The sequence below is a fragment of the Herbaspirillum sp. GCM10030257 genome (assembly GCF_042666555.1).
Classification (GTDB): Bacteria; Pseudomonadota; Gammaproteobacteria; order Burkholderiales; family Burkholderiaceae_D; genus Noviherbaspirillum.
The window spans coordinates 1-18,704 of sequence record NZ_JBHTDH010000052.1 but is presented as its reverse complement, the minus strand read 5'-3'; the positions used below and the strand labels follow the sequence as shown (position 1 = coordinate 18,704).

General features: G+C 57.7%; 17 protein-coding genes, 1 pseudogene and 1 riboswitch. Of the genes and pseudogenes, 13 read left to right on the top strand and 5 right to left on the bottom strand.

Features of this window, described 5'->3' with window-relative positions; translation table 11 throughout:
• Nucleotides 1–122: 122 nt before the first annotated feature.
• Nucleotides 123–1,262, bottom strand: a complete 1,140-nt coding sequence (locus ACFQUU_RS28200) for an anhydro-N-acetylmuramic acid kinase (RefSeq protein WP_382251853.1) — start codon at nt 1,260–1,262, stop codon at nt 123–125.
• Nucleotides 1,263–1,331: 69 nt separating this feature from the next.
• Nucleotides 1,332–2,717: a peptidoglycan DD-metalloendopeptidase family protein gene (locus ACFQUU_RS28195; protein ID WP_382251852.1), complete on the bottom strand. Its 1,386-nt coding sequence runs from the start codon at nt 2,715–2,717 to the stop codon at nt 1,332–1,334.
• Between the two features lie 261 nt (nt 2,718–2,978).
• Between ACFQUU_RS28195 and tyrS the strand changes: the two genes are divergently transcribed.
• The 9 genes from tyrS (at nt 2,979) to ruvC (ending at nt 11,002) form a co-directional block, all read left to right on the top strand.
• Complete coding sequence (gene tyrS, locus ACFQUU_RS28190) at nt 2,979–4,235, top strand: tyrosine--tRNA ligase (RefSeq protein ID WP_382251850.1); 1,257 nt, start codon at nt 2,979–2,981, stop codon at nt 4,233–4,235.
• 4 nt (nt 4,236–4,239) lie between these two features.
• Nucleotides 4,240–4,695 (top strand): D-aminoacyl-tRNA deacylase, encoded by a 456-nt coding sequence (gene dtd / locus ACFQUU_RS28185; protein WP_382251849.1) that lies wholly within the window; start codon nt 4,240–4,242, stop codon nt 4,693–4,695.
• A gap of 100 nt (nt 4,696–4,795) precedes the next feature.
• Nucleotides 4,796–5,437 (top strand): YbhB/YbcL family Raf kinase inhibitor-like protein, encoded by a 642-nt coding sequence (locus ACFQUU_RS28180; RefSeq protein ID WP_382251847.1) that lies wholly within the window; start codon nt 4,796–4,798, stop codon nt 5,435–5,437.
• A 25-nt stretch (nt 5,438–5,462) separates the two neighbouring features.
• Nucleotides 5,463–6,116 (top strand): histidine phosphatase family protein, encoded by a 654-nt coding sequence (locus tag ACFQUU_RS28175; RefSeq protein ID WP_382251845.1) that lies wholly within the window; start codon nt 5,463–5,465, stop codon nt 6,114–6,116.
• Nucleotides 6,117–6,221: 105 nt separating this feature from the next.
• Nucleotides 6,222–7,238 carry a tRNA dihydrouridine synthase DusB gene (dusB, locus tag ACFQUU_RS28170; RefSeq protein WP_382251843.1) on the top strand — a complete coding sequence of 339 codons (1,017 nt, stop codon included), beginning with the start codon at nt 6,222–6,224 and terminating at the stop codon, nt 7,236–7,238.
• A 30-nt stretch (nt 7,239–7,268) separates the two neighbouring features.
• Nucleotides 7,269–7,502 (top strand): Fis family transcriptional regulator, encoded by a 234-nt coding sequence (locus tag ACFQUU_RS28165; RefSeq protein WP_057290737.1) that lies wholly within the window; start codon nt 7,269–7,271, stop codon nt 7,500–7,502.
• A gap of 174 nt (nt 7,503–7,676) precedes the next feature.
• Nucleotides 7,677–9,242, top strand: coding sequence for a bifunctional phosphoribosylaminoimidazolecarboxamide formyltransferase/IMP cyclohydrolase (purH, locus tag ACFQUU_RS28160; RefSeq protein WP_382251841.1), 1,566 nt, complete (start codon nt 7,677–7,679; stop codon nt 9,240–9,242).
• 122 nt (nt 9,243–9,364) lie between these two features.
• Complete coding sequence (galU, locus tag ACFQUU_RS28155) at nt 9,365–10,249, top strand: UTP--glucose-1-phosphate uridylyltransferase GalU (RefSeq protein ID WP_382251839.1); 885 nt, start codon at nt 9,365–9,367, stop codon at nt 10,247–10,249.
• Between the two features lie 210 nt (nt 10,250–10,459).
• Nucleotides 10,460–11,002, top strand: a complete 543-nt coding sequence (gene ruvC / locus ACFQUU_RS28150) for a crossover junction endodeoxyribonuclease RuvC (protein ID WP_382251838.1) — start codon at nt 10,460–10,462, stop codon at nt 11,000–11,002.
• On the opposite strand, the gene ACFQUU_RS28145 is transcribed toward ruvC, so the two are convergent.
• Nucleotides 10,999–11,565 (bottom strand): hypothetical protein, encoded by a 567-nt coding sequence (locus ACFQUU_RS28145; protein ID WP_382251837.1) that lies wholly within the window; start codon nt 11,563–11,565, stop codon nt 10,999–11,001. The two genes, ruvC and ACFQUU_RS28145, sit on opposite strands and share 4 nt — an antisense overlap.
• 115 nt (nt 11,566–11,680) lie before the next feature.
• Here ACFQUU_RS28145 and ruvA point away from each other — a divergent pair, with 115 nt between their 5' ends.
• The 3 genes from ruvA (at nt 11,681) to ACFQUU_RS28130 (ending at nt 14,548) form a co-directional block, all read left to right on the top strand.
• Nucleotides 11,681–12,259: a Holliday junction branch migration protein RuvA gene (gene ruvA, locus ACFQUU_RS28140; protein WP_382251836.1), complete on the top strand. Its 579-nt coding sequence runs from the start codon at nt 11,681–11,683 to the stop codon at nt 12,257–12,259.
• 45 nt (nt 12,260–12,304) lie between these two features.
• Nucleotides 12,305–13,369, top strand: a complete 1,065-nt coding sequence (gene ruvB / locus ACFQUU_RS28135) for a Holliday junction branch migration DNA helicase RuvB (protein WP_382251834.1) — start codon at nt 12,305–12,307, stop codon at nt 13,367–13,369.
• Nucleotides 13,370–13,717: 348 nt separating this feature from the next.
• Nucleotides 13,718–14,548: a 2-keto-4-pentenoate hydratase gene (locus tag ACFQUU_RS28130; protein WP_382251833.1), complete on the top strand. Its 831-nt coding sequence runs from the start codon at nt 13,718–13,720 to the stop codon at nt 14,546–14,548.
• Nucleotides 14,549–14,683: 135 nt separating this feature from the next.
• Here ACFQUU_RS28130 and ACFQUU_RS28125 read toward each other — a convergent pair whose 3' ends face one another.
• Nucleotides 14,684–15,130, bottom strand: coding sequence for a DUF2147 domain-containing protein (locus ACFQUU_RS28125; protein WP_382251831.1), 447 nt, complete (start codon nt 15,128–15,130; stop codon nt 14,684–14,686).
• A 97-nt stretch (nt 15,131–15,227) separates the two neighbouring features.
• Entirely contained in the window at nt 15,228–18,041 is a 2,814-nt protein-coding gene (locus tag ACFQUU_RS28120; protein ID WP_382251830.1) for a valine--tRNA ligase, read from the bottom strand.
• A 97-nt stretch (nt 18,042–18,138) separates the two neighbouring features.
• A riboswitch (TPP riboswitch) is annotated at nt 18,139–18,265 on the top strand.
• A 48-nt stretch (nt 18,266–18,313) separates the two neighbouring features.
• On the opposite strand from ACFQUU_RS28120, the pseudogene ACFQUU_RS28115 reads away from it, so the two are divergent.
• Nucleotides 18,314–18,704 (top strand): annotated as a pseudogene (locus ACFQUU_RS28115) (phosphomethylpyrimidine synthase ThiC); the annotation flags it as partial.

Here is an 18,704-nt window from a genome sequence, read left to right as displayed (position 1 = left end):
CCGTAGGCTTGACCAAGATGCCATGCCATAACAACCTCCGCTTCACCATGAGTGCCAATCTGACCACTTGATCCTGCTGTAAGTTCAGCTCCTTTAATGGCGCAACTCAACATGAAAATGCTCTAGGCTGGATATAAAGCGCCCAAAATGCGCGGGCCACGTGCCCCCGTGACTGTTGGAAGGTTGCCCGCTTCGCGGTGCACATGGCGATAAGCCAGCCAGGCGAATGCCAGTGCTTCCACATGATTAGGTGAAATGCCCAGTACGTCGGTCGAATGCACGAATGCGCGAAGATCGCGTTTTCCAAGGGCAGCTTGCAGCACCTGCATCAGATGCGCATTGTAAGCACCGCCGCCGCAGACGTAGACCGCAGATGCTCCATTTGCATGTGCGGCGATCGCGTCGGCCAGCGTCGCTGCGGTAAAGGCTGCCAGCGTTGCCTGGACGTCTTGCGGTAACGACGTCGCGAAACCCGCCAGCTTATGCGCCAGCCAAGCGCGATGGAACAGGTCGCGGCCGGTGCTCTTGGGCGGTGGGAGAGAAAGAAAGGGCTCCTTCAGCAACTCGGTCAGCAGGTCCGGTATCACCGTTCCGCCGGATGCCCACAAACCGTTGGCATCATAGGCCTTGCCTTGGTGTTCGGCGATCCAGGCGTCCATCAACACGTTGCCGGGACCGGTATCGAATCCAAGAATACGCCCACTGTGATCGAGTACGCTGATGTTGCCGATGCCGCCAATATTGGCCACCACACGCACTTCGTCGGGGCTCCCGAATACCGCCTGATGAAAGGCTGGAACCAGAGGAGCTCCTTGTCCACCTGCTGCGATATCACGGCTGCGAAGATCGGCAATCACATTGATCCGGCAGAGCTCGGCCAGTAGCGCCGGGTTATTGGTCTGCCATGTATAGCCTAATTCCGGACGGTGCCGTATGGTTTGCCCGTGCACGCCAACCGCCTCGACCTGCGCAGGCGTCAACTCCGCCTCGGCCAGTAGTTGCGCCACGCAATCCGCATAAAGGCCTGCCAGTTGATTGGCAGCAAGCGCTTCCCGATGAAGTTCATTCTCCGACGGCGCCTGCAGGCGCATCAGTTCCTCGCGCAGTGCATCTGAAAAAGGCAGGTAGGCAGTCGCCACCGTGGCGATATCGACGCAGGTTTCGTCCTCGGCGAATGAAAAACGCGCGAGCACCCCATCAACGCCATCGAGGCTGGTGCCGGACATGAGTCCGATGAAAAATTGGGATTGGAAATTTGGCATAAAAAAACCGTTCACGAGCCTGCTGATTCTACAGGCCGGTGAACGGTTTGTTGCCTTGGTAAGTCAGGATTATTTTGCTGCCAGTTTGACACCGCCATCCTTGCCGTCGGTGTTGTCCGAGGGCTTGAGCAGTGCAAAACGATGCGACATCTCGCTGGCCACGGTCTTGAAACGCTGCAGTTCCGCGCCGGCCAGAGGTTGCGCATTCGGCACGTCGATCGACATCGGATCGCGTGGCTGGTTGTTGACGCGAAATTCGTAATGCAGGTGCGGTCCGGTCGACCAGCCGGTGGAGCCGACATAACCGATCACTTCGCCTTGGCTGACCTTCATGCCATTCTTGAGCCCGGGTGCGAAACGGCTCATATGAGCATACGCTGTCGAATAGTTATTCCAGTGCTTCAGCACGACCACATTGCCATAACCATTCTGTACGCCGGCGAATTCCACCGTGCCGTCACCGGAGGCGCGGATCGGGGTACCGGTCGGCGCGGCGAAATCAACGCCTTCATGCCGTTTCCATTGGCCAGAAATCGGATGCTGGCGCAGCGAGAAGCCGGACGATATGCGGGAAAACTCCAGTGGCGATTTCAGGAAAGCTTTTTTCAGGGATTTGCCATCAAAAGAATAATAGCTCCCGCCTTGCTTGCTGCCGGGCTCATCGAACCATACCGACCGATATTTGTTATTACCATTGATGAACTCGCCGGCCAGTACCCGGCCCGCACGGACAAACTCGCCGTCCTGCCAGAAGGTTTCAAACACGACATTGAAGCGGTCGCCTTTGCGCAGATCCGATGCGAAATCGATATTCGTCGCAAACATGTCGACGATCTGGCTCGCGATGTTGTCGGGAATCTGCGCCGCATCGGTGGCGGCAAAGAGTGAGGAGCGAATCTCGCCGGAATGCATTTCCACACGGCGTTCCAGAGCGGCCGAAGATTCAGTCGCAATGAAGCCGTCGCTGCTGCGGGATATGACGACGTTTTTGACCGGCTGACCGTTGTTGTCTGACAGCGTTGCCCTCAGGCGCTGCAGTTGGCCGTCCTTGTTAGTTTGCGCTTGCACACGACGGCCGGCTTTGAGTTGAAGGACACTATAGGCAAGCTTGTCGGATTTAATAAAGTCAGCGGCGGCGTCATCCTGCACGCCAAGACGGGACAACAGGCTGGCCAGCGTATCGCCGGGGCGGACTTTTTCCTCGCGCAGATAAACGTGGTCGGCGGCCTGCAACTGAGCGATCTGTTCGGCCAGCGAAGGCACCGCGAGTTCTTCGGTAATCGACCGTACCGGCAGGTTAGCCGCGTCTGGTGCCATCGGAGCAACGCCCGCTGCGCCAAATGCACAGGCGGCGAGGAAGATTGCCGACAACGACACGATGCGCGTTTTGCGCGATGCCCCAAAAAGTAGCTTGCTGCTCGAGCCCAGGCTCATGATTTTGTCTGTAGAGAGCATGCAATAAGTTAGAATTTACTGTTTAGCCAAGGAGCCTGTGCGTCGGAATCGCAATCCAGCCGGGATTATCGGTGCCACTCATTATGATGGTGGCATCGTCTGTCCTGACCAGGGACCCTCATGAATCATGTCGGAATTGCGCTACAGGCTCCGCTGTTTCTGCCACTGCTTAAATGACATTGCAAGGCTGAAAAGTAGCGGCGATTATACCAAAGTCATGGTATTGCCTTTTCATACTCAAATCTTATTTTTTCTCAGAACATGGACGTTTCCCAGAAATTGCAAAACAACAATACGCCAGCGCAGTCGCTGCCTTTGACGGATTCCGTTCTGGAAGCCCTGGCAGTCGCCAAGCGTGGCGCGGATGAATTGTTGATCGAATCCGAATTTGCCCAAAAACTTGCCCGTTCAGAAAAAACCGGCAAGCCTTTGCGAATCAAGCTCGGACTGGATCCGACCGCGCCCGATTTGCACCTCGGGCATACGGTGGTGCTAAACAAGATGCGGCAATTGCAAGATCTGGGCCATACCGTGATATTCCTGATCGGCGATTTCACATCGATGATCGGTGATCCTTCAGGGCGGAACATCACTCGTCCACCGCTGACGCGTGAGCAAATTGAAGAAAACGCCAAAACATACTTTGCGCAGGCAAGCCTGGTGCTCGACGCGGCAAAGACTGAAATCCGCTACAACTCCGAATGGTCGGATCCGCTCGGTGCACGCGGAATGATCCAGCTCTCCGCAAAATATACTGTAGCGCGCATTCTCGAACGCGAAGATTTTACAAAGCGTTTCAAAGCTGGCACCCCGATTTCTGTGCATGAACTGCTGTATCCATTGATGCAGGGATATGACTCCGTTGCCTTGCAGTCAGATCTGGAACTCGGCGGCACCGACCAGAAGTTCAACCTGCTGGTCGGTCGCGAACTGCAAAAGGATTATGGTCAGGAGCCACAATGCATTCTGACCATGCCTCTGCTTGAAGGCCTGGACGGCGTCGAAAAGATGTCCAAATCCAAGGGTAACTATGTTGGCATCACGGAGCCGGGCAACACCATGTTCGCCAAGCTGATGAGCATCTCCGACACGATGATGTGGCGTTACTACGACCTGCTGTCGTTCCGCTCGATCGCCGACATCGCGCAGTTCAGGAAGGAAGTCGAAGAAGGTCGCAATCCACGCGACATCAAGGTGCTGCTGGCACAGGAAATTGTCACGCGCTTTCACTCGAAGCAGGCGGCGGAAGACGCGCTCGCCGACTTCAACAACCGCGCCAAGGGCGGCATCCCGGATGATATTCCTGAGGTCAGCCTGTCTGGCGCACCGCTTGGCATCGGCCAGTTGCTCAAGCAAGCCAACCTCTGCCCGTCGACTTCCGACGCCTTGCGCATGGTCGAGCAGGGTGGTGTCCGCATTGATGGCGACACCGTCAGCGACAAGGGCTTGAAAGTGGACGCCGGCACTTTCGTACTGCAGGTCGGCAAGCGCAAGTTTGCACGCGTCACGCTGTCCTGAGTTCATGATTGCTTTGCTGCAGCGGGCGCTGGAAGCCCGCGTGATCGTTGATGACGCAACAGTCGGCGCAATTGGTGCGGGCCTGATGGTGCTGGTCTGCGCCGAGCGCAACGATTCCGAGAAGGAAGCAGATGCGTTGCTGGCTAAACTGCTGTCGTACCGCGTCTTTGCCGACGATGCCGGCAAAATGAATCGCAGCGTCGCCGATGTTGGCGGAGGTCTCTTGCTGGTACCGCAATTCACGCTCGCGGCCGATACCCGCTCAGGTACGCGCCCTTCGTTCACTCCGGCTGCGTCACCGGAAGAAGGGCGCAGGCTATTCGATTACTTCGTGTCGCGCGCCCGCAACGCGCATGCCATTGTCGAGACAGGCGAGTTCGGCGCGCACATGCAGGTTTCACTGACCAATGACGGACCAGTGACCTTCTGGTTGCAGGTCAAGCCGCAAATCGCCACTTGAACGACAATACGGACTGCGCGGCGGCGCAACTTATCCACCGTGCGAAAGTCTTGCCTACTAGCTTCGATTGCTGCGTTCACACCCAATACAGGAGATCACGATGAAACTTTGGAGCGATTCATTCAAGGACGGCGAGCCGATTCCCGGCGAATTTGCGTTTGGCGTCATCGACAAGGGCGCGCATGTCGCCCTGTCTTCCAACCAGAATCCACATTTGGCCTGGAGTGACGTTCCTGCAGGTGCCAAATCCCTGGCGCTGATCTGCCACGATATCGACGTGCCCTCGCGCGGCGATGATGTAAACCAGGAAGGCAAGACCGTTCCGGCCAACCTGCCGCGGGTCGATTTTTTCCATTGGACACTGATTGATCTGCCGCCGTCTCTGTCATCGATCGCAGCCGGCCAGTACAGCGGCGAAGTGACGCCACGTGGTAAAACCGGTCCTGACATCGGTGGCGGACGTCCCGGGCGCCATGGTCTCAATGACTACACCGGCTGGTTTGCCAGCGATGCTGACATGGCCGGCGACTACTACGGCTATGACGGGCCATGCCCGCCGTGGAACGACTCCATCGTTCACCATTATGTCTTCACGCTGTATGCGCTCGATGTCGAGCGACTGCCCGTCGATGGCAAGTTCACCGGGCAACAGGTGCGCGACGCGATGCGTGGCCATATCCTGGCTGAAGCCAAGGTGGTCGGCACTTACACACTGAATCCGCAAGTCGCGGGTTCGCAATAATGCAAAGAAAGCAAAGGTTCATCCAGTGACAGAAATTCTGCTGATCCGCCATGGCGAAACCGCGTGGAATGCCATCAAGCGCTTGCAAGGCCACCTCGACATTCCGCTGAACGCGGAAGGCCAGAGGCAGGCGGCGGCGCTTGGCAAGGCTTTGGCCGACGAGAAGATTGATGCGATATTTTCCAGCGACCTGATGCGTGCCCGTCAAACCGCCGAGGCGATTGCCAAGCCGCGCGGCATGGCTGTACAGATCGAGCCCGATCTGCGCGAACGCTGCTATGGTGCATTCGAGGGCATGCTGTATGCGGAAATCAGTCAGCGCTATCCGGAGGCCTATGCTGCATGGAAAGCGCGTGATATCGATGCGCGTTTCCCGCCCGGTGTGCATATTGCGGAAACCATGCGAGAGTTTTCCACACGCTCCATCGCGGCCATTGCCAGGATTGCCAGCAGCGGAAAGTACCGCAAGCTTGCATTGGTCGCGCATGGCGGCGTGCTGGAATGTGCCTATCGCGCTGCGCACGGGATGGACTTTGCCCAGGAGCGTACTTTTGACATCTTCAATGCCAGCGTCAATCGTTTTACCTGGGATGGACGGTCGCTCGGGCTGTCGCACTGGGGCGATGTCGCTCACCTGGAGTTGCTGGAAAACGGCGCACTGGATGAAATTGCTCGTTAAATATACCCAGTCGCCATGGAAGATTAGTGCAATGCCGCAATTTCACTAATTTGATGGGCGGGCCGAACCGGCTAAAATAGCGGTTTGGCTTGCACACCCCAATCCGTGAATATCGGTCCCCATTCCCTCCGCAACAACGTTTTTGTCGCTCCGATGGCCGGCGTGACGGACCGGCCTTTCCGTCAGTTATGCAAACAGCTGGGTGCCGGGTATGCCGTATCGGAAATGGCAGCGTCTGATCCGCGGCTGTGGGCAAGCGAGAAGACGTCACGTCGCATCAACCATGACGGCGAGATGGAACCCAAGGCCGTGCAGATTGCCGGCGCAGACCCAGCCATGCTGGTTGCCAGTGCCAGATTCAACGTCGAGCGCGGGGCCCAGATTATCGATATCAACATGGGTTGTCCGGTGAAAAAGGTCTGCAACAGCTGGTGCGGGTCGGCTTTGCTGCAGAACGAGAAGCTGGTCGGTGAAATCCTCGATGCGGTGGTCAGTGCGGTCGACGTACCGGTGACGCTGAAGTTTCGCACTGGCTGGGACCGGCAAAACAAGAATGCGCTGACGATTGCCAGAATGGCGGAGGCGGCCGGCATTGCCATGCTGACCCTGCATGGACGTACGCGGGCCGACCGTTATAACGGCGAGGCGGAGTACGACACGATCGCCATGGTTAAAGCCGCGGTGTCGATTCCGGTTGTGGCCAACGGCGACATCACCACGCCTGAGAAGGCAAAGCAGGTGCTGGCGCTAACCGGTGCCGACGCGGTGATGGTCGGCCGCGCCGCGCAAGGGCGTCCGTGGATTTTCCGTGAAATCGTACACTACCTGGAAACCGGCACTTACCTTCCCGCACCCCAGGTAGCGGAAGTACGCCAGCTGATGAATGAACACCTGCGGGCGCACTATGCGTTTTACGGCGACTTCATGGGCCTGCGCACCGCGCGCAAGCATATCGGCTGGTATGTGCACGACTTGGCAGGCGGCGAGGAATTTCGCCAGCGCATGAACCGGATGGAAAGCTGCGACGAACAACTGGCAGCCGTCGATGCTTTCTTTGAATCGCAATTGGCGTACGGTGACCGGTTACAATACGGCCTCGCCACGCGAAAGCTGGCTGCCTGAACCACATAAAAAATACCAAGACAGATTCCCATGAGCAAAGACAATATCCAGGACGTCGTCAAGAAAAGCCTTGAAAAGTACTTCAGGGATCTCGGCGAGCAGCAACCGTCGAATGTCTATGAAATGGTGGTCTTTACCGTAGAAAAGCCGATACTGGAAGCCGTGATGGAGCGGGCCGAGGGAAACCAATCCCTGGCTGCGGACATGCTCGGCATCAACCGCAATACGCTGCGCAAGAAGCTGCAACAGCACGGTCTGCTGTGATCCGCACGGGCCGCTGTAACACGCAGGACACGCACGGGTTGCCGTGATTCATAACGTAAGGGGTGGTCTTTCGGGGCGCCTAGGCTGCCTCCCGGCCTGCTGAAAGCGTCAAGGGAAGCGGACAGCGATCCATCACTACCGTTTACGTTATCCATCACTCACTGCAAGTCCATCATGATCAAACAAGCTCTGATTTCCGTCTCCGACAAGACGGGCGTACTCGACTTCGCCAAGGCGCTTGCCGCACAGGGTGTCAACATCCTGTCCACCGGCGGCACCGCAAAACTGCTCGCCGACAATGGCGTGAAAGTTACCGAAGTCGCCGACTACACCGGCTTTCCGGAAATGCTTGATGGTCGTGTGAAGACCCTGCATCCCAAGGTGCATGGCGGCATACTCGCCCGCCGCGATTTTCCCGAGCATGTGGCTGCGCTCGAACAGCACGGCATCCCGACCATCGACATGGTGGTCGTCAACCTGTATCCGTTCCAGCAGACCGTTGCCAAGGACCAGTGCACGCTGGAAGACGCGATCGAGAACATCGACATCGGCGGCCCCACCATGCTGCGTTCCTCGGCCAAGAATCACAAAGATGTCGTCGTGGTCTGCGATCCGGCGGACTATGGCGGCGTGCTTGCGGAAATGAAGACCAGTAACGGCGAAGTCAGCTACGACACCAAGTTCTCGCTGGCCAAAAAAGTGTTTGCACACACCGCGCAATACGACGGCGCCATCACCAACTACCTGACCGCACTCGGCGAAGACAAGCAGCACACGACGCGTAGTGCATATCCGCAGACGCTCAACCTGCATTTTGAAAAAGTGCAGGAAATGCGCTACGGTGAAAATCCACACCAGTCGGCTGCTTTCTATCGTGACCTGGCACCGGTCGCCGGTTCGCTCGCCAACTACAAGCAGTTGCAGGGCAAGGAACTGTCCTACAACAATATCGCCGATGCGGACGCTGCCTGGGAATGCGTAAAGACGTTTGAAGAGACGGCTTGCGTCATCATCAAGCATGCCAATCCCTGTGGCGTGGCAGTCGGCGCATCGCCGCTCGAAGCGTATGCCAAGGCATTGCAGACCGACCCGACCTCCGCATTCGGCGGCATCATCGCCTTCAACCGTGAACTCGACGGCAAGGCAGCGGAAGCGGTCGCCAAGCAGTTCGTGGAAGTCCTGATCGCACCGGCATTCACTGCCGAAGCAAAGCAGGTATTCGCCGCAAAACAAAACGTGCGCCTGCTCGAAATCCCGCTCGCCAATGCGGTCAATGCTTATGATTTCAAGCGCGTCGGCGGCGGCCTGTTGCTGCAATCGCCAGATGCCAAGAATGTCGCCGTGTCCGAACTCAAGGTCGTCACCAAGAAGCAGCCGACACCGCAGCAGATGCAGGACCTGATGTTTGCATGGCGGGTGGCCAAGTTCGTCAAATCGAATGCAATCGTGTTTTGCGCCAACGGCATGACCATGGGCGTCGGCGCCGGCCAGATGAGCCGGATCGACTCCGCGCGCATCGCCTCGATCAAGGCTCAAAATGCAGGCCTGTCGCTGACCGGCACGGCAGTCGCGTCCGATGCATTCTTCCCGTTCCGTGATGGTCTCGATGTCGTGGTCGACGCAGGCGCGACCTGCGTGATTCATCCGGGCGGTTCCATGCGCGACCAGGAAGTCATTGATGCCGCCGACGAGCGCGGCGTCGTGATGCTGTTCACCGGCACACGTCATTTCCGCCACTGATCATTGATCAGTGATCGTCGCAAGGGCACCGAACAACGCACACCAAACATTGGTTGGTGCCTTTGCTGCGATCTGATCAACAGCATGGTCAGCGGTATAAGTTGATGAATTGGTAGTGCTTCATGTCAAAAAAAATCATCCGCAAGGCAGTCTTTCCAGTGGCCGGTCTGGGTACACGGTTCCTGCCTGCCACCAAGGCCAGTCCGAAGGAAATGCTGCCGGTAGTGGACAAACCGCTGATCCAGTATGCGGTGGAGGAGGCCGCGGCGGCCGGTATCACCGAAATGATCTTCGTTACCGGTCGCGGCAAACGTGCAATCGAGGATCACTTCGACAAGGCGTACGAACTGGAAAACGAGCTCATCGCGCGCAACAAGGCGGAAACGCTCGAAATGGTGCGCAACATGCTGCCTTCCAACGTCAATTATGTGTACATCCGCCAAGCTGAGGCGCTCGGCCTCGGTCATGCGGTCCTGTGTGCGAAACAAGTCGTCGGCGATGAACCGTTTGCCGTGCTGCTGGCTGATGATTTGCTCGATGGGCCGACTCCGGTGATGAAGCAGATGGCCGACGTCTTCGCACGGCATCAAGCTTCGGTACTCGGCGTACAGGACGTACCTCGTGCCGACACCGGAAGCTACGGAATCGTCCGTACCCAGCCGCTGTCGGAAGGCCTTGAGCGCGTTACCGACATCGTGGAAAAGCCGACGCCCGATACAGCACCATCTACACTGGCCGTCGTTGGCCGCTATATCCTTTCCCCGCGCATCTTTGCGTATCTTGAACAGGTCGGGCAGGGCGCCGGTGGAGAAATCCAGCTGACCGACGGCATTTCGATGCTGTTAAAAGAAGAGCAGGTGCTGGCCTGCCGGTATCAGGGCGTACGCTATGACTGCGGATCCAAGCTTGGCTATCTCCAGGCGAGCTTGGTGTTTGGTCAACGCCATCCGGAAGTCGGTGACGAGTTTCGCCAGTGGGCGGCGAATTACGATTTCGGCAAGTCTTGAAGGGGACTGCGACGCCATGGCGCGTCAGATATGCCCGCAGTTACCAATTTCAATTGGTGCCTGATGAGCCGATTCGCTAGAATCAATGATGACCCGCGGATACACCTATAGATTCATGCTTATCTCACCGCGGTGCCTTGATGAAATGACATTCCGTATGCCTATTTGCCGTCACCACCCCGCATGTATTCAACGCCAGGAAATCGTCCAATGAAAATCCTTGGCATCGACCCGGGCTTGCGCACGACAGGCTTTGGTGTCATCGACAAGCAGGGCAACAAACTCAGCTACGTCGCCTCGGGAACGATCAAAACCCCGGACGCCGATCTGCCGCAACGCCTGAAAACCATACTTGCCGGGGTCTCTGAAATCATCCGTACCTATTCGCCGGATTGCTCGGCGATTGAAAAAGTGTTCGTCAACGTCAACCCGCAATCCACGCTGCTGCTCGGACAGGCGCGGGGTGCGGCAATCTGCGCGCTGGTCAACGCCGACCTGGCAGTGGCCGAATACACGGCACTGCAAATCAAGCAAGCGGTGGTGGGTCACGGCAAGGCGCAAAAACAGCAGGTGCAGGACATGGTTCAGCGCCTGCTGCTGCTGTCCGGCATGCCCAGCACGGATGCCGCCGACGCACTCGGTGTTGCCATTTGTCATGCGCATAGCGGCGACGTCCTGTCTACCTTGGGTGGGCTGGCGCCCGCCTTGGCAAAGAAAGGCTTGCGAGTGCGGCGCGGCCGCCTGATTGGCTAAAAGTGTTTTTCGGCGCGGCGCGCGGCAATTTCAAAACGGTTGTGCCAATACGCGTCCTTGCCGCGCATGGCCGCCCATGCACTGGACGCCAGATACGCAAACGGAAATAGCGGTCCCCACCTTGCTGCCTGTCTTACATGGGCAAGTTCGTGAATCAGCACGCGTGAAGATAAACCGTCACTCGACGCAATGACGATATGGCCGATCGCCATCGCATTCATTGCGCCAAAGGGATGACGGCGTAACAGCAAATCAGCAAGCGTGCCGCGCACCAGTAGTGCCACCGTATGTCCGCGGACCAGTTGTCCATGGCCGCGGAAGACAATAATCGGCAAGGCCATGGCCAGGCCGACTGCGGTCAGTGGCGAAGCCCATGCCATGCCGAGCAGCGTGCCGGTCCAGGAAAGAGGAAGGCGCAGTACATTGCTGCGCAGAATGCGTTGGAGTTGCAGGAACATTCGCCGCTTCAAAGGTGGTTGCAGGCGAACCTGCCCGGATGCATCGCGCGGCGTGAACTCGACATCGATCACGTCGTGCGCCCGCTGTATTGGAGCCTCGTTCATCAGAAAAAATCCTTATCCGGAGCGCTGCCTGACAAGGGGAAATCCCTTGCCGTTATTGGGTTTGAGAAGCGAATGTCCTGTATGATGCAAGTGACTATTATTTCGAATCGTTACCATGATAGGCCGCCTCTCCGGAACCCTGCTTGAGAAAAATCCGCCTCAACTGCTGATCGATTGCAATGGCGTCGGCTATGAAGTCGATGTACCTATGAGTACGTTTTATAACCTGCCCGCAATGGGTGAAAAAGTGGTGTTGCTGACTCATATGGCAGTGCGTGAAGACGCCCATCTGCTGTACGGCTTCGGCAGTATCGAAGAACGCAATGTCTTCAAGCAACTGATCAAGATTTCCGGTGTTGGTGCACGGACGGCATTGTCCATCCTCTCCGGGATGTCGGTCGGTGACTTGTCCCAGGCCATCACGCTGCAGGAAGCAGGGCGCCTCACCAGGATCCCGGGTATCGGCAAGAAGACCGCCGAACGCCTGCTGCTGGAACTGAAAGGCAAGCTTGGCGCAGACCTCGGCACCCCCGGCGGCGCATTGCACAGCGACGCCACCTCGGACATTCTCAATGCGCTGGTCGCATTGGGTTATTCCGACAAGGAAGCGGCGCTCGCCATGAAGCAGGTCCCCGCCGGCACGGGCGTCTCGGAAGGCATCAAGCTTGCGCTGAAGGCACTGTCAAAGGCATAACGCCCTACTGACGATTGAAGACTGACCGAAGACGACAGGCTCAAGATGAGTATTCAAACCGATGACTTTAGCGAACAGCGGATTATTTCCGCTACGCCGGCTTCTTCCAATGAAGAAGCGATCGAACGCGCACTGCGTCCCAAGCAACTCGATGAATATGTCGGACAGGAAAAAATTCATGCCCAGCTAGATATCTTCATCACCGCTGCACGCCAGCGCCGTGAAGCGCTTGACCATACCCTGCTGTTCGGGCCCCCGGGCTTGGGCAAGACCACGCTGGCGCACATCATCGCGCGCGAAATGGGCGTCAACCTGCGCCAGACTTCCGGCCCGGTGCTGGAGCGGGCAGGAGATCTTGCTGCCTTGCTGACCAATCTTGAGCCAAACGACGTGCTGTTCATCGACGAAATTCACCGGCTCTCTCCTGTCGTCGAGGAAATCCTGTATCCGGCGCTCGAGGATTATCAGATCGACATCATGATCGGCGAAGGGCCGGCCGCACGCTCCGTGCGTCTGGACCTGCAACCTTTTACATTGGTCGGCGCGACCACGCGTGCCGGCATGCTGACCAACCCGCTGCGTGATCGCTTTGGCATTGTGGCCCGGTTGGAGTTTTACACGCCCGAAGAGCTAGCTAGGATCGTGACACGCAGCGCATCGCTGTTGCACGCAGCGATCGTGCCCGATGGAGCGCTGGAAATTGCCAAGCGCAGCCGTGGCACGCCGCGTATCGCCAATCGCTTGCTGCGGCGCGTACGCGACTATGCGGAAGTCAAGGGAAATGGTGAAATCACCCGGCCCATGGCCGACGCCGCCCTGCAGATGCTGGATGTCGATCCGGTCGGTTTCGATATCATGGACCGCAAGCTGCTGGAAGCAGTATTGTTCAAATTCAACGGTGGTCCGGTCGGGCTGGATAACCTGGCTGCTGCGATTGGCGAAGAACGTGACACCATCGAGGATGTGCTGGAGCCTTACCTGATCCAGCAAGGCTTCCTGCAACGTACGCCGCGCGGACGGATTGCCACGCCAGCCGCGTATACCCATTTCGGCGTGACTGCGCCGCGCACAGGTCCGACTGGTGATCTCTGGGATCAGAGCCCAGGTTAATGTCCCTAATGTTCATATGCCGCTCACTTTGAGGGGCGGCAACATTTCAATGCATTTGCCATGCGGCTGGACTGCAACCTTCCGCAAAGCAGGCAGTCTGATCAACGCGACAACCATATAGTTGTCACTTCGTCATCCGTAGTAATACGGTATTGATAGTCCTTTTTAAGGAATCGACAAAGAACAATTTATAATGGCCTGTTAAAGCACGGTCGCACTTTTTTCGCATTATTTTGTTTGAGAAAACGTATTCCGCAGCAATGTTGATACCTTCGCCGTTCATCAGTATCAAGCCCTGCTGCCGGATGCGGTGTTCAACCCGTTCCCCATCCCCGATCGAGTTCCACCATGCTCATGTCCACGCAAGCCAACCGCTATGCGCATCAACTTCTCGATGCGCGGGCGCAGGCGCAGCTAATGCCCCCGTTGTCCGCCGAATCGCCTCTTTCCATTGCAGACAGCTACGACATCGTCCGCTGCACCATGGACATTCGTATTGCCCAGGGTGAAACGCCCGTTGGGCGCAAGATCGGTTTTACCAACCGCAAGATCTGGTCGAAATACGGCGAACGCGAGCCGATCAGCGCACCCATCTGGACGCCGGTCTTTGATGCCACCGTCCGTTACACGGAAGACAATCGTGGCTTGCAGTGCCTGCGTGGCGCCATGCAGCCGCGAATCGGCCCGGAACTGGTGCTCAAACTGGGCAGAACGCCCGACCCGGACGCGACCATGGAAGAGCTGGCGGAATGTGTTGAATGGATGGCACACGCCTTCGAGATCGTGACCTGTCCTTTTCCCGACTGGAAATTTGAACTGGCTGACTCGATCGCCGCGTTTGGTCTGCACGGATCCTTGATCGTTGGCGAACCGAAGATGCTGTCGGCCGCCAGCCGGCGCAATCTGGCCCTGGTGCTGGCCAATGCCAGCCTGTCGCTGTCATGCGGAGATGAACTGCGTTCCGCCGGATTTGGCAGCGATGTGTTGGGCAGCCCCCTGCACGCGCTCTGGCATCTGCACCAGCTGCTGAAGGAGCAACCGCAGTTTGCTGGCCTGACCGAAGGGGAAATCATTACGACCGGTACCTGGACCGATGTGTGTCCAATCAAGCCGGGGGAAACATGGACGTCAGCCTTTTCGGGTGTGAGTTTGCCGGGACTGACGGTTTCATTTGTTTGATGGATCGCTGCTTGGTTGCAAAGACATAGCTTGCATGCGCTGAGCGGCATGCCGTACATTGCGTATGACGGTGGATGGTATAAAAAAGGGCGCCTTACTGCGAAGAAGGCGCCCTTTGTCCTATGTGCGATGTACTTATTCCGCACGCACCCAAGTCTGTGTCCTGCCCAACATCGGCACGCCGATATAGCCGCGCACATCGAGTTTCTTGCCACCGTCATTCAGAGACATCTTGCTCTTGTAGACCTTGCCGTTGGCCGGATCAAGAATCTGGCCGCCGTTGTATTCGTTGCCATCTTTCTTCATGCCGGTAATGATGGTCATACCGACGATGGGCTGGTCCTTGCGGGCGTCCTCGCATTTGTCGCATTTGGGGTTTTGATCTTCTCCGGCATCGCGATACAGTTTTTCGATCTTGCCGCGCAGCTCGCCACCGTTGTCGGTAATCCGCACCAGCGATTTCGGCTTGCCGGTTTCATCATCGATGGTTTTCCACAAACCTACCGGCGACACATCCTGCGCCCATGCGGCGGAGGCTGCGAGGACTGCAGCCACGCTGAAGCTCATCATTGTTTTAATCATGGTGTTCTTATCTCCTGAAATCTGATGGGTCTGCCGACCATTTCGCCATGCAAGCGAGGCGGAATGTCGGCAGACCCAAGTGTCCCGTGTGGGGTTCTTAGTTTTTTTGCAGTTTCTCAAACTGCTCGCGCAGTTTGGCAAGCGTGGCTTCGAAGGTCACGAGACGCTCTTTCTCTTGGGCTACCACTTGCGCGGGAGCACGCGCGACAAAGCTTTCATTGCCGAGTTTGGCGTTTGCCTTGGCAATCTCGCCTTCGAGTCGGACGATCTCTTTCGACAGGCGCTCGCGTTCGGCGCCGACGTCGATCTCGACTTTCAGCATCAGCTTGGCGGTGCCGACAACGGACACCGGTGCCGGGGATTCCGGCAGCGCGGTCACGACCTGCACGTCGGACAGTTTGGCTAGCGCTTGCAGATAGGGTACGAAGGACTGTACGTTCTGTTGTTCGCCTGCTGCGGCTTCGATCACCAGAGGAACGCGCTGCGCAGGCGACAACTGCATTTCGCCGCGCAGGTTGCGGCATGCATCGGTCATGGCTTTCAGCTGCGTCATCCAGCCTTCGGCCTTGTCGTCGATCTTTTCGAGATTCGGGCGCGGATAGGCTTGCAGCATGATCGATTCGCCGCTGGCATCAAGCTGTTGATCGGTCATCGGTGCAATCTTTTGCCACAACTGTTCGGTGATGAACGGAATGATCGGATGCGCGAGACGCAGCACAGTCTCCAGCACGCGCAACAGCGTGCGGCGAGTTGCGCGCTGCTGGGCTTCATTGCCTGTCTGGATCTGGACCTTCGCCACTTCAAGGTACCAGTCGCAATACTCGTCCCAGATGAACTTGTAGATGGCCGATGCGATGTTGTCGAAACGGTAGTCGGCAAAGCCCTTTTCCACTTCCGCTTCGGTACGCTGCAGCAGCGAGACGATCCAGCGGTCGGCCTGCGAGAAATCACGCCCGCCTTCGCCGCAGGAAGCGCCGTCGAAGCCGCAATCCTTGCCTTCGGTATTCATCAGCACGAAGCGCGTCGCATTCCACAGCTTGTTGCAGAAGTTGCGATAGCCTTCGCAGCGGTTCAGGTCGAAATTGATGTTGCGGCCCAGCGATGCGTAGCTCGCCATCGTGAAGCGCAGCGCATCGGTGCCGAACGCTGGAATGCCATTCGGGAACTCCTTGCGTGTGGCCTTGGCAATACTTTCCGCCTGCTTGGGATTCATCAGGCCGGTGGTGCGCTTGGCGACCAGCGACTCGACGTCGATGCCGTCGATCAGATCGATCGGGTCGAGTGTATTGCCCTTGGACTTCGACATTTTCTGGCCACTGGCATCGCGCACCAGACCATGCACATACACCGTCTCGAACGGCACCTTGCCGGTGAAGTGCGTGGTCATCATGACCATGCGCGCGACCCAGAAGAAGATGATGTCAAAACCGGTCACCAGTACCGACGACGGCAGGAACATCTTGTAGTCGGGCGTTTCTTCCGGCCAGCCGAGCGAAGAGAAGGGCACCAGCGCGGACGAGAACCAGGTGTCGAGCACATCGCTTTCGCGCTTCAGTGTCTTGCCGCCGGCTTGCGCCTGTGCATCCGCCTCATTGCGCGCGACGTAGATATTGCCCTCGTCGTCATACCATGCAGGAATCTGATGGCCCCACCAGAGCTGACGCGAAATACACCAGTCCTGGATGTTGTTGAGCCACTGGTTGTAGGTCGTGGTCCAGTTCTCGGGCACGAACTTGATCTCGCCGCCGGAGACTTTTTCCAGCGCGACTTCGGCGATCGACTTGCCGGGGAAATGCGTGCCTTCGGGCGCCGGCTTGCTCATCGCGACGAACCACTGGTCGGTCAGCATCGGTTCAATCACGACGCCGGTACGGTCGCCGCGCGGCACCATCAGCTTGTGCGGTTTGACCAATTCCAGCAAGCCAGCGGCATCGAGGTCGGCGACGATCTGCTTGCGCGCATCGTAGCGATCCATGCCCTGGTACTTGGCCGGGCCGTTTTCATTGATCTTGGCGTCGAGCGTGAGGATGCTGATTTTATCGAGATTGTGACGCTGGCCGACCGCATAGTCGTTGAAGTCGTGCGCGGGCGTGATCTTCACGCAGCCAGTACCGAATTCCTTGTCGACGTATTCATCGGCGATGATCGGGATTTCACGATCGGTCAGCGGCAGCTTCAGCAGCTTGCCGACCAGTGCGGTGTAACGCTCGTCGGTCGGATCCACGGCCACCGCGACGTCGCCCAGCATGGTTTCCGGACGTGTCGTCGCTACCGTGATGTGGCCGCTGCCATCAACCAGCGGATAGCGAATATGCCACATGTGGCCGTCTTCTTCTTCCGACACCACTTCGAGGTCGCTTACTGCGGTCAGCAGTTTCGGGTCCCAGTTGACCAGGCGCTTGCCGCGATAGATCAGGCCCTGCTCAAACAAGCGCACGAAAACTTCGGTCACCGCCTTGGACATTTTTTCGTCCATGGTGAAGTATTCGCGACTCCAGTCGGTGGAGGCGCCCATGCGGCGCATCTGGCCGGTGATGGTCGAGCCGGAATGCTCTTTCCATTCCCAGACTTTTTCGAGGAATTTTTCACGGCCAAGGTCATGGCGCGATATCTTTTGAGCATCAAGCTGGCGCTCGACCACGATCTGCGTGGCGATACCGGCGTGATCGGTACCCGGAATCCAGGCGGTATTGTGACCGCGCATCCGGTAGTAACGGGTCAGGCCATCCATCACCGTCTGGTTGAATGCATGGCCCATGTGCAGCGTGCCCGTCACATTGGGCGGCGGCAACTGGATGCTGAAGGCCGGCTTGCTGGCGTCGGTCGTCGCGGTGTAGTAACCGCGCTTCTCCCACTCGGTGCGCCAGTGCTTCTCAATGTCGGCTGGCTCGAAAGACTTGGCTAATTCCATGATTTAACTTATGTTTCTGCGAAACTAACCATTATAAAGGACACGATGGCTGACATCGGTTGAGATGGGCGTATAATTCGCCGAAGTCATGTCACATGACCAATGCTAGGGGTCCTGGCCCGCCTGATTTTCTGCAGTTTTGCAAATCAAGCGACCGCCGGGTGAGAAATACCCTTGAACCTGATCTGGATAATGCCAGCGAAGGGAAGCAACCGGAACGCGCACCACCATTCCCTCGCTCCTTCGCTTTTTCGTTTTAGCAAAGGAGCAACATGAACGCCAATCCGCAATTCCTCGCCGCCACCGCCACGGTCGACGAAGCCGCAATCCAGCCCCTGCCGAATTCCCGCAAGATCTATGTCGAAGGCTCCCGTCCGGACATTCGCGTACCGATGCGCGAAATCAGCCAGGCCGACACACCGGCTTCCTTCGGCGCGGAAAAGAATCCGCCCATCACCGTCTATGACACCTCCGGTCCATACAGCGACCCGGCGGTGAAGATCGACATCCGCTCCGGCCTGGCGGCATTGCGCGCCGGCTGGATTGCCGAGCGCAACGATACCGAGGAGTTGCCGGGACCGACATCGAAATACGGCATCGAGCGCCTCAACGACCCCAAGCTGGCCGAGCTGCGCTTCAACCTGCACCGCAAGCCGCGTCGCG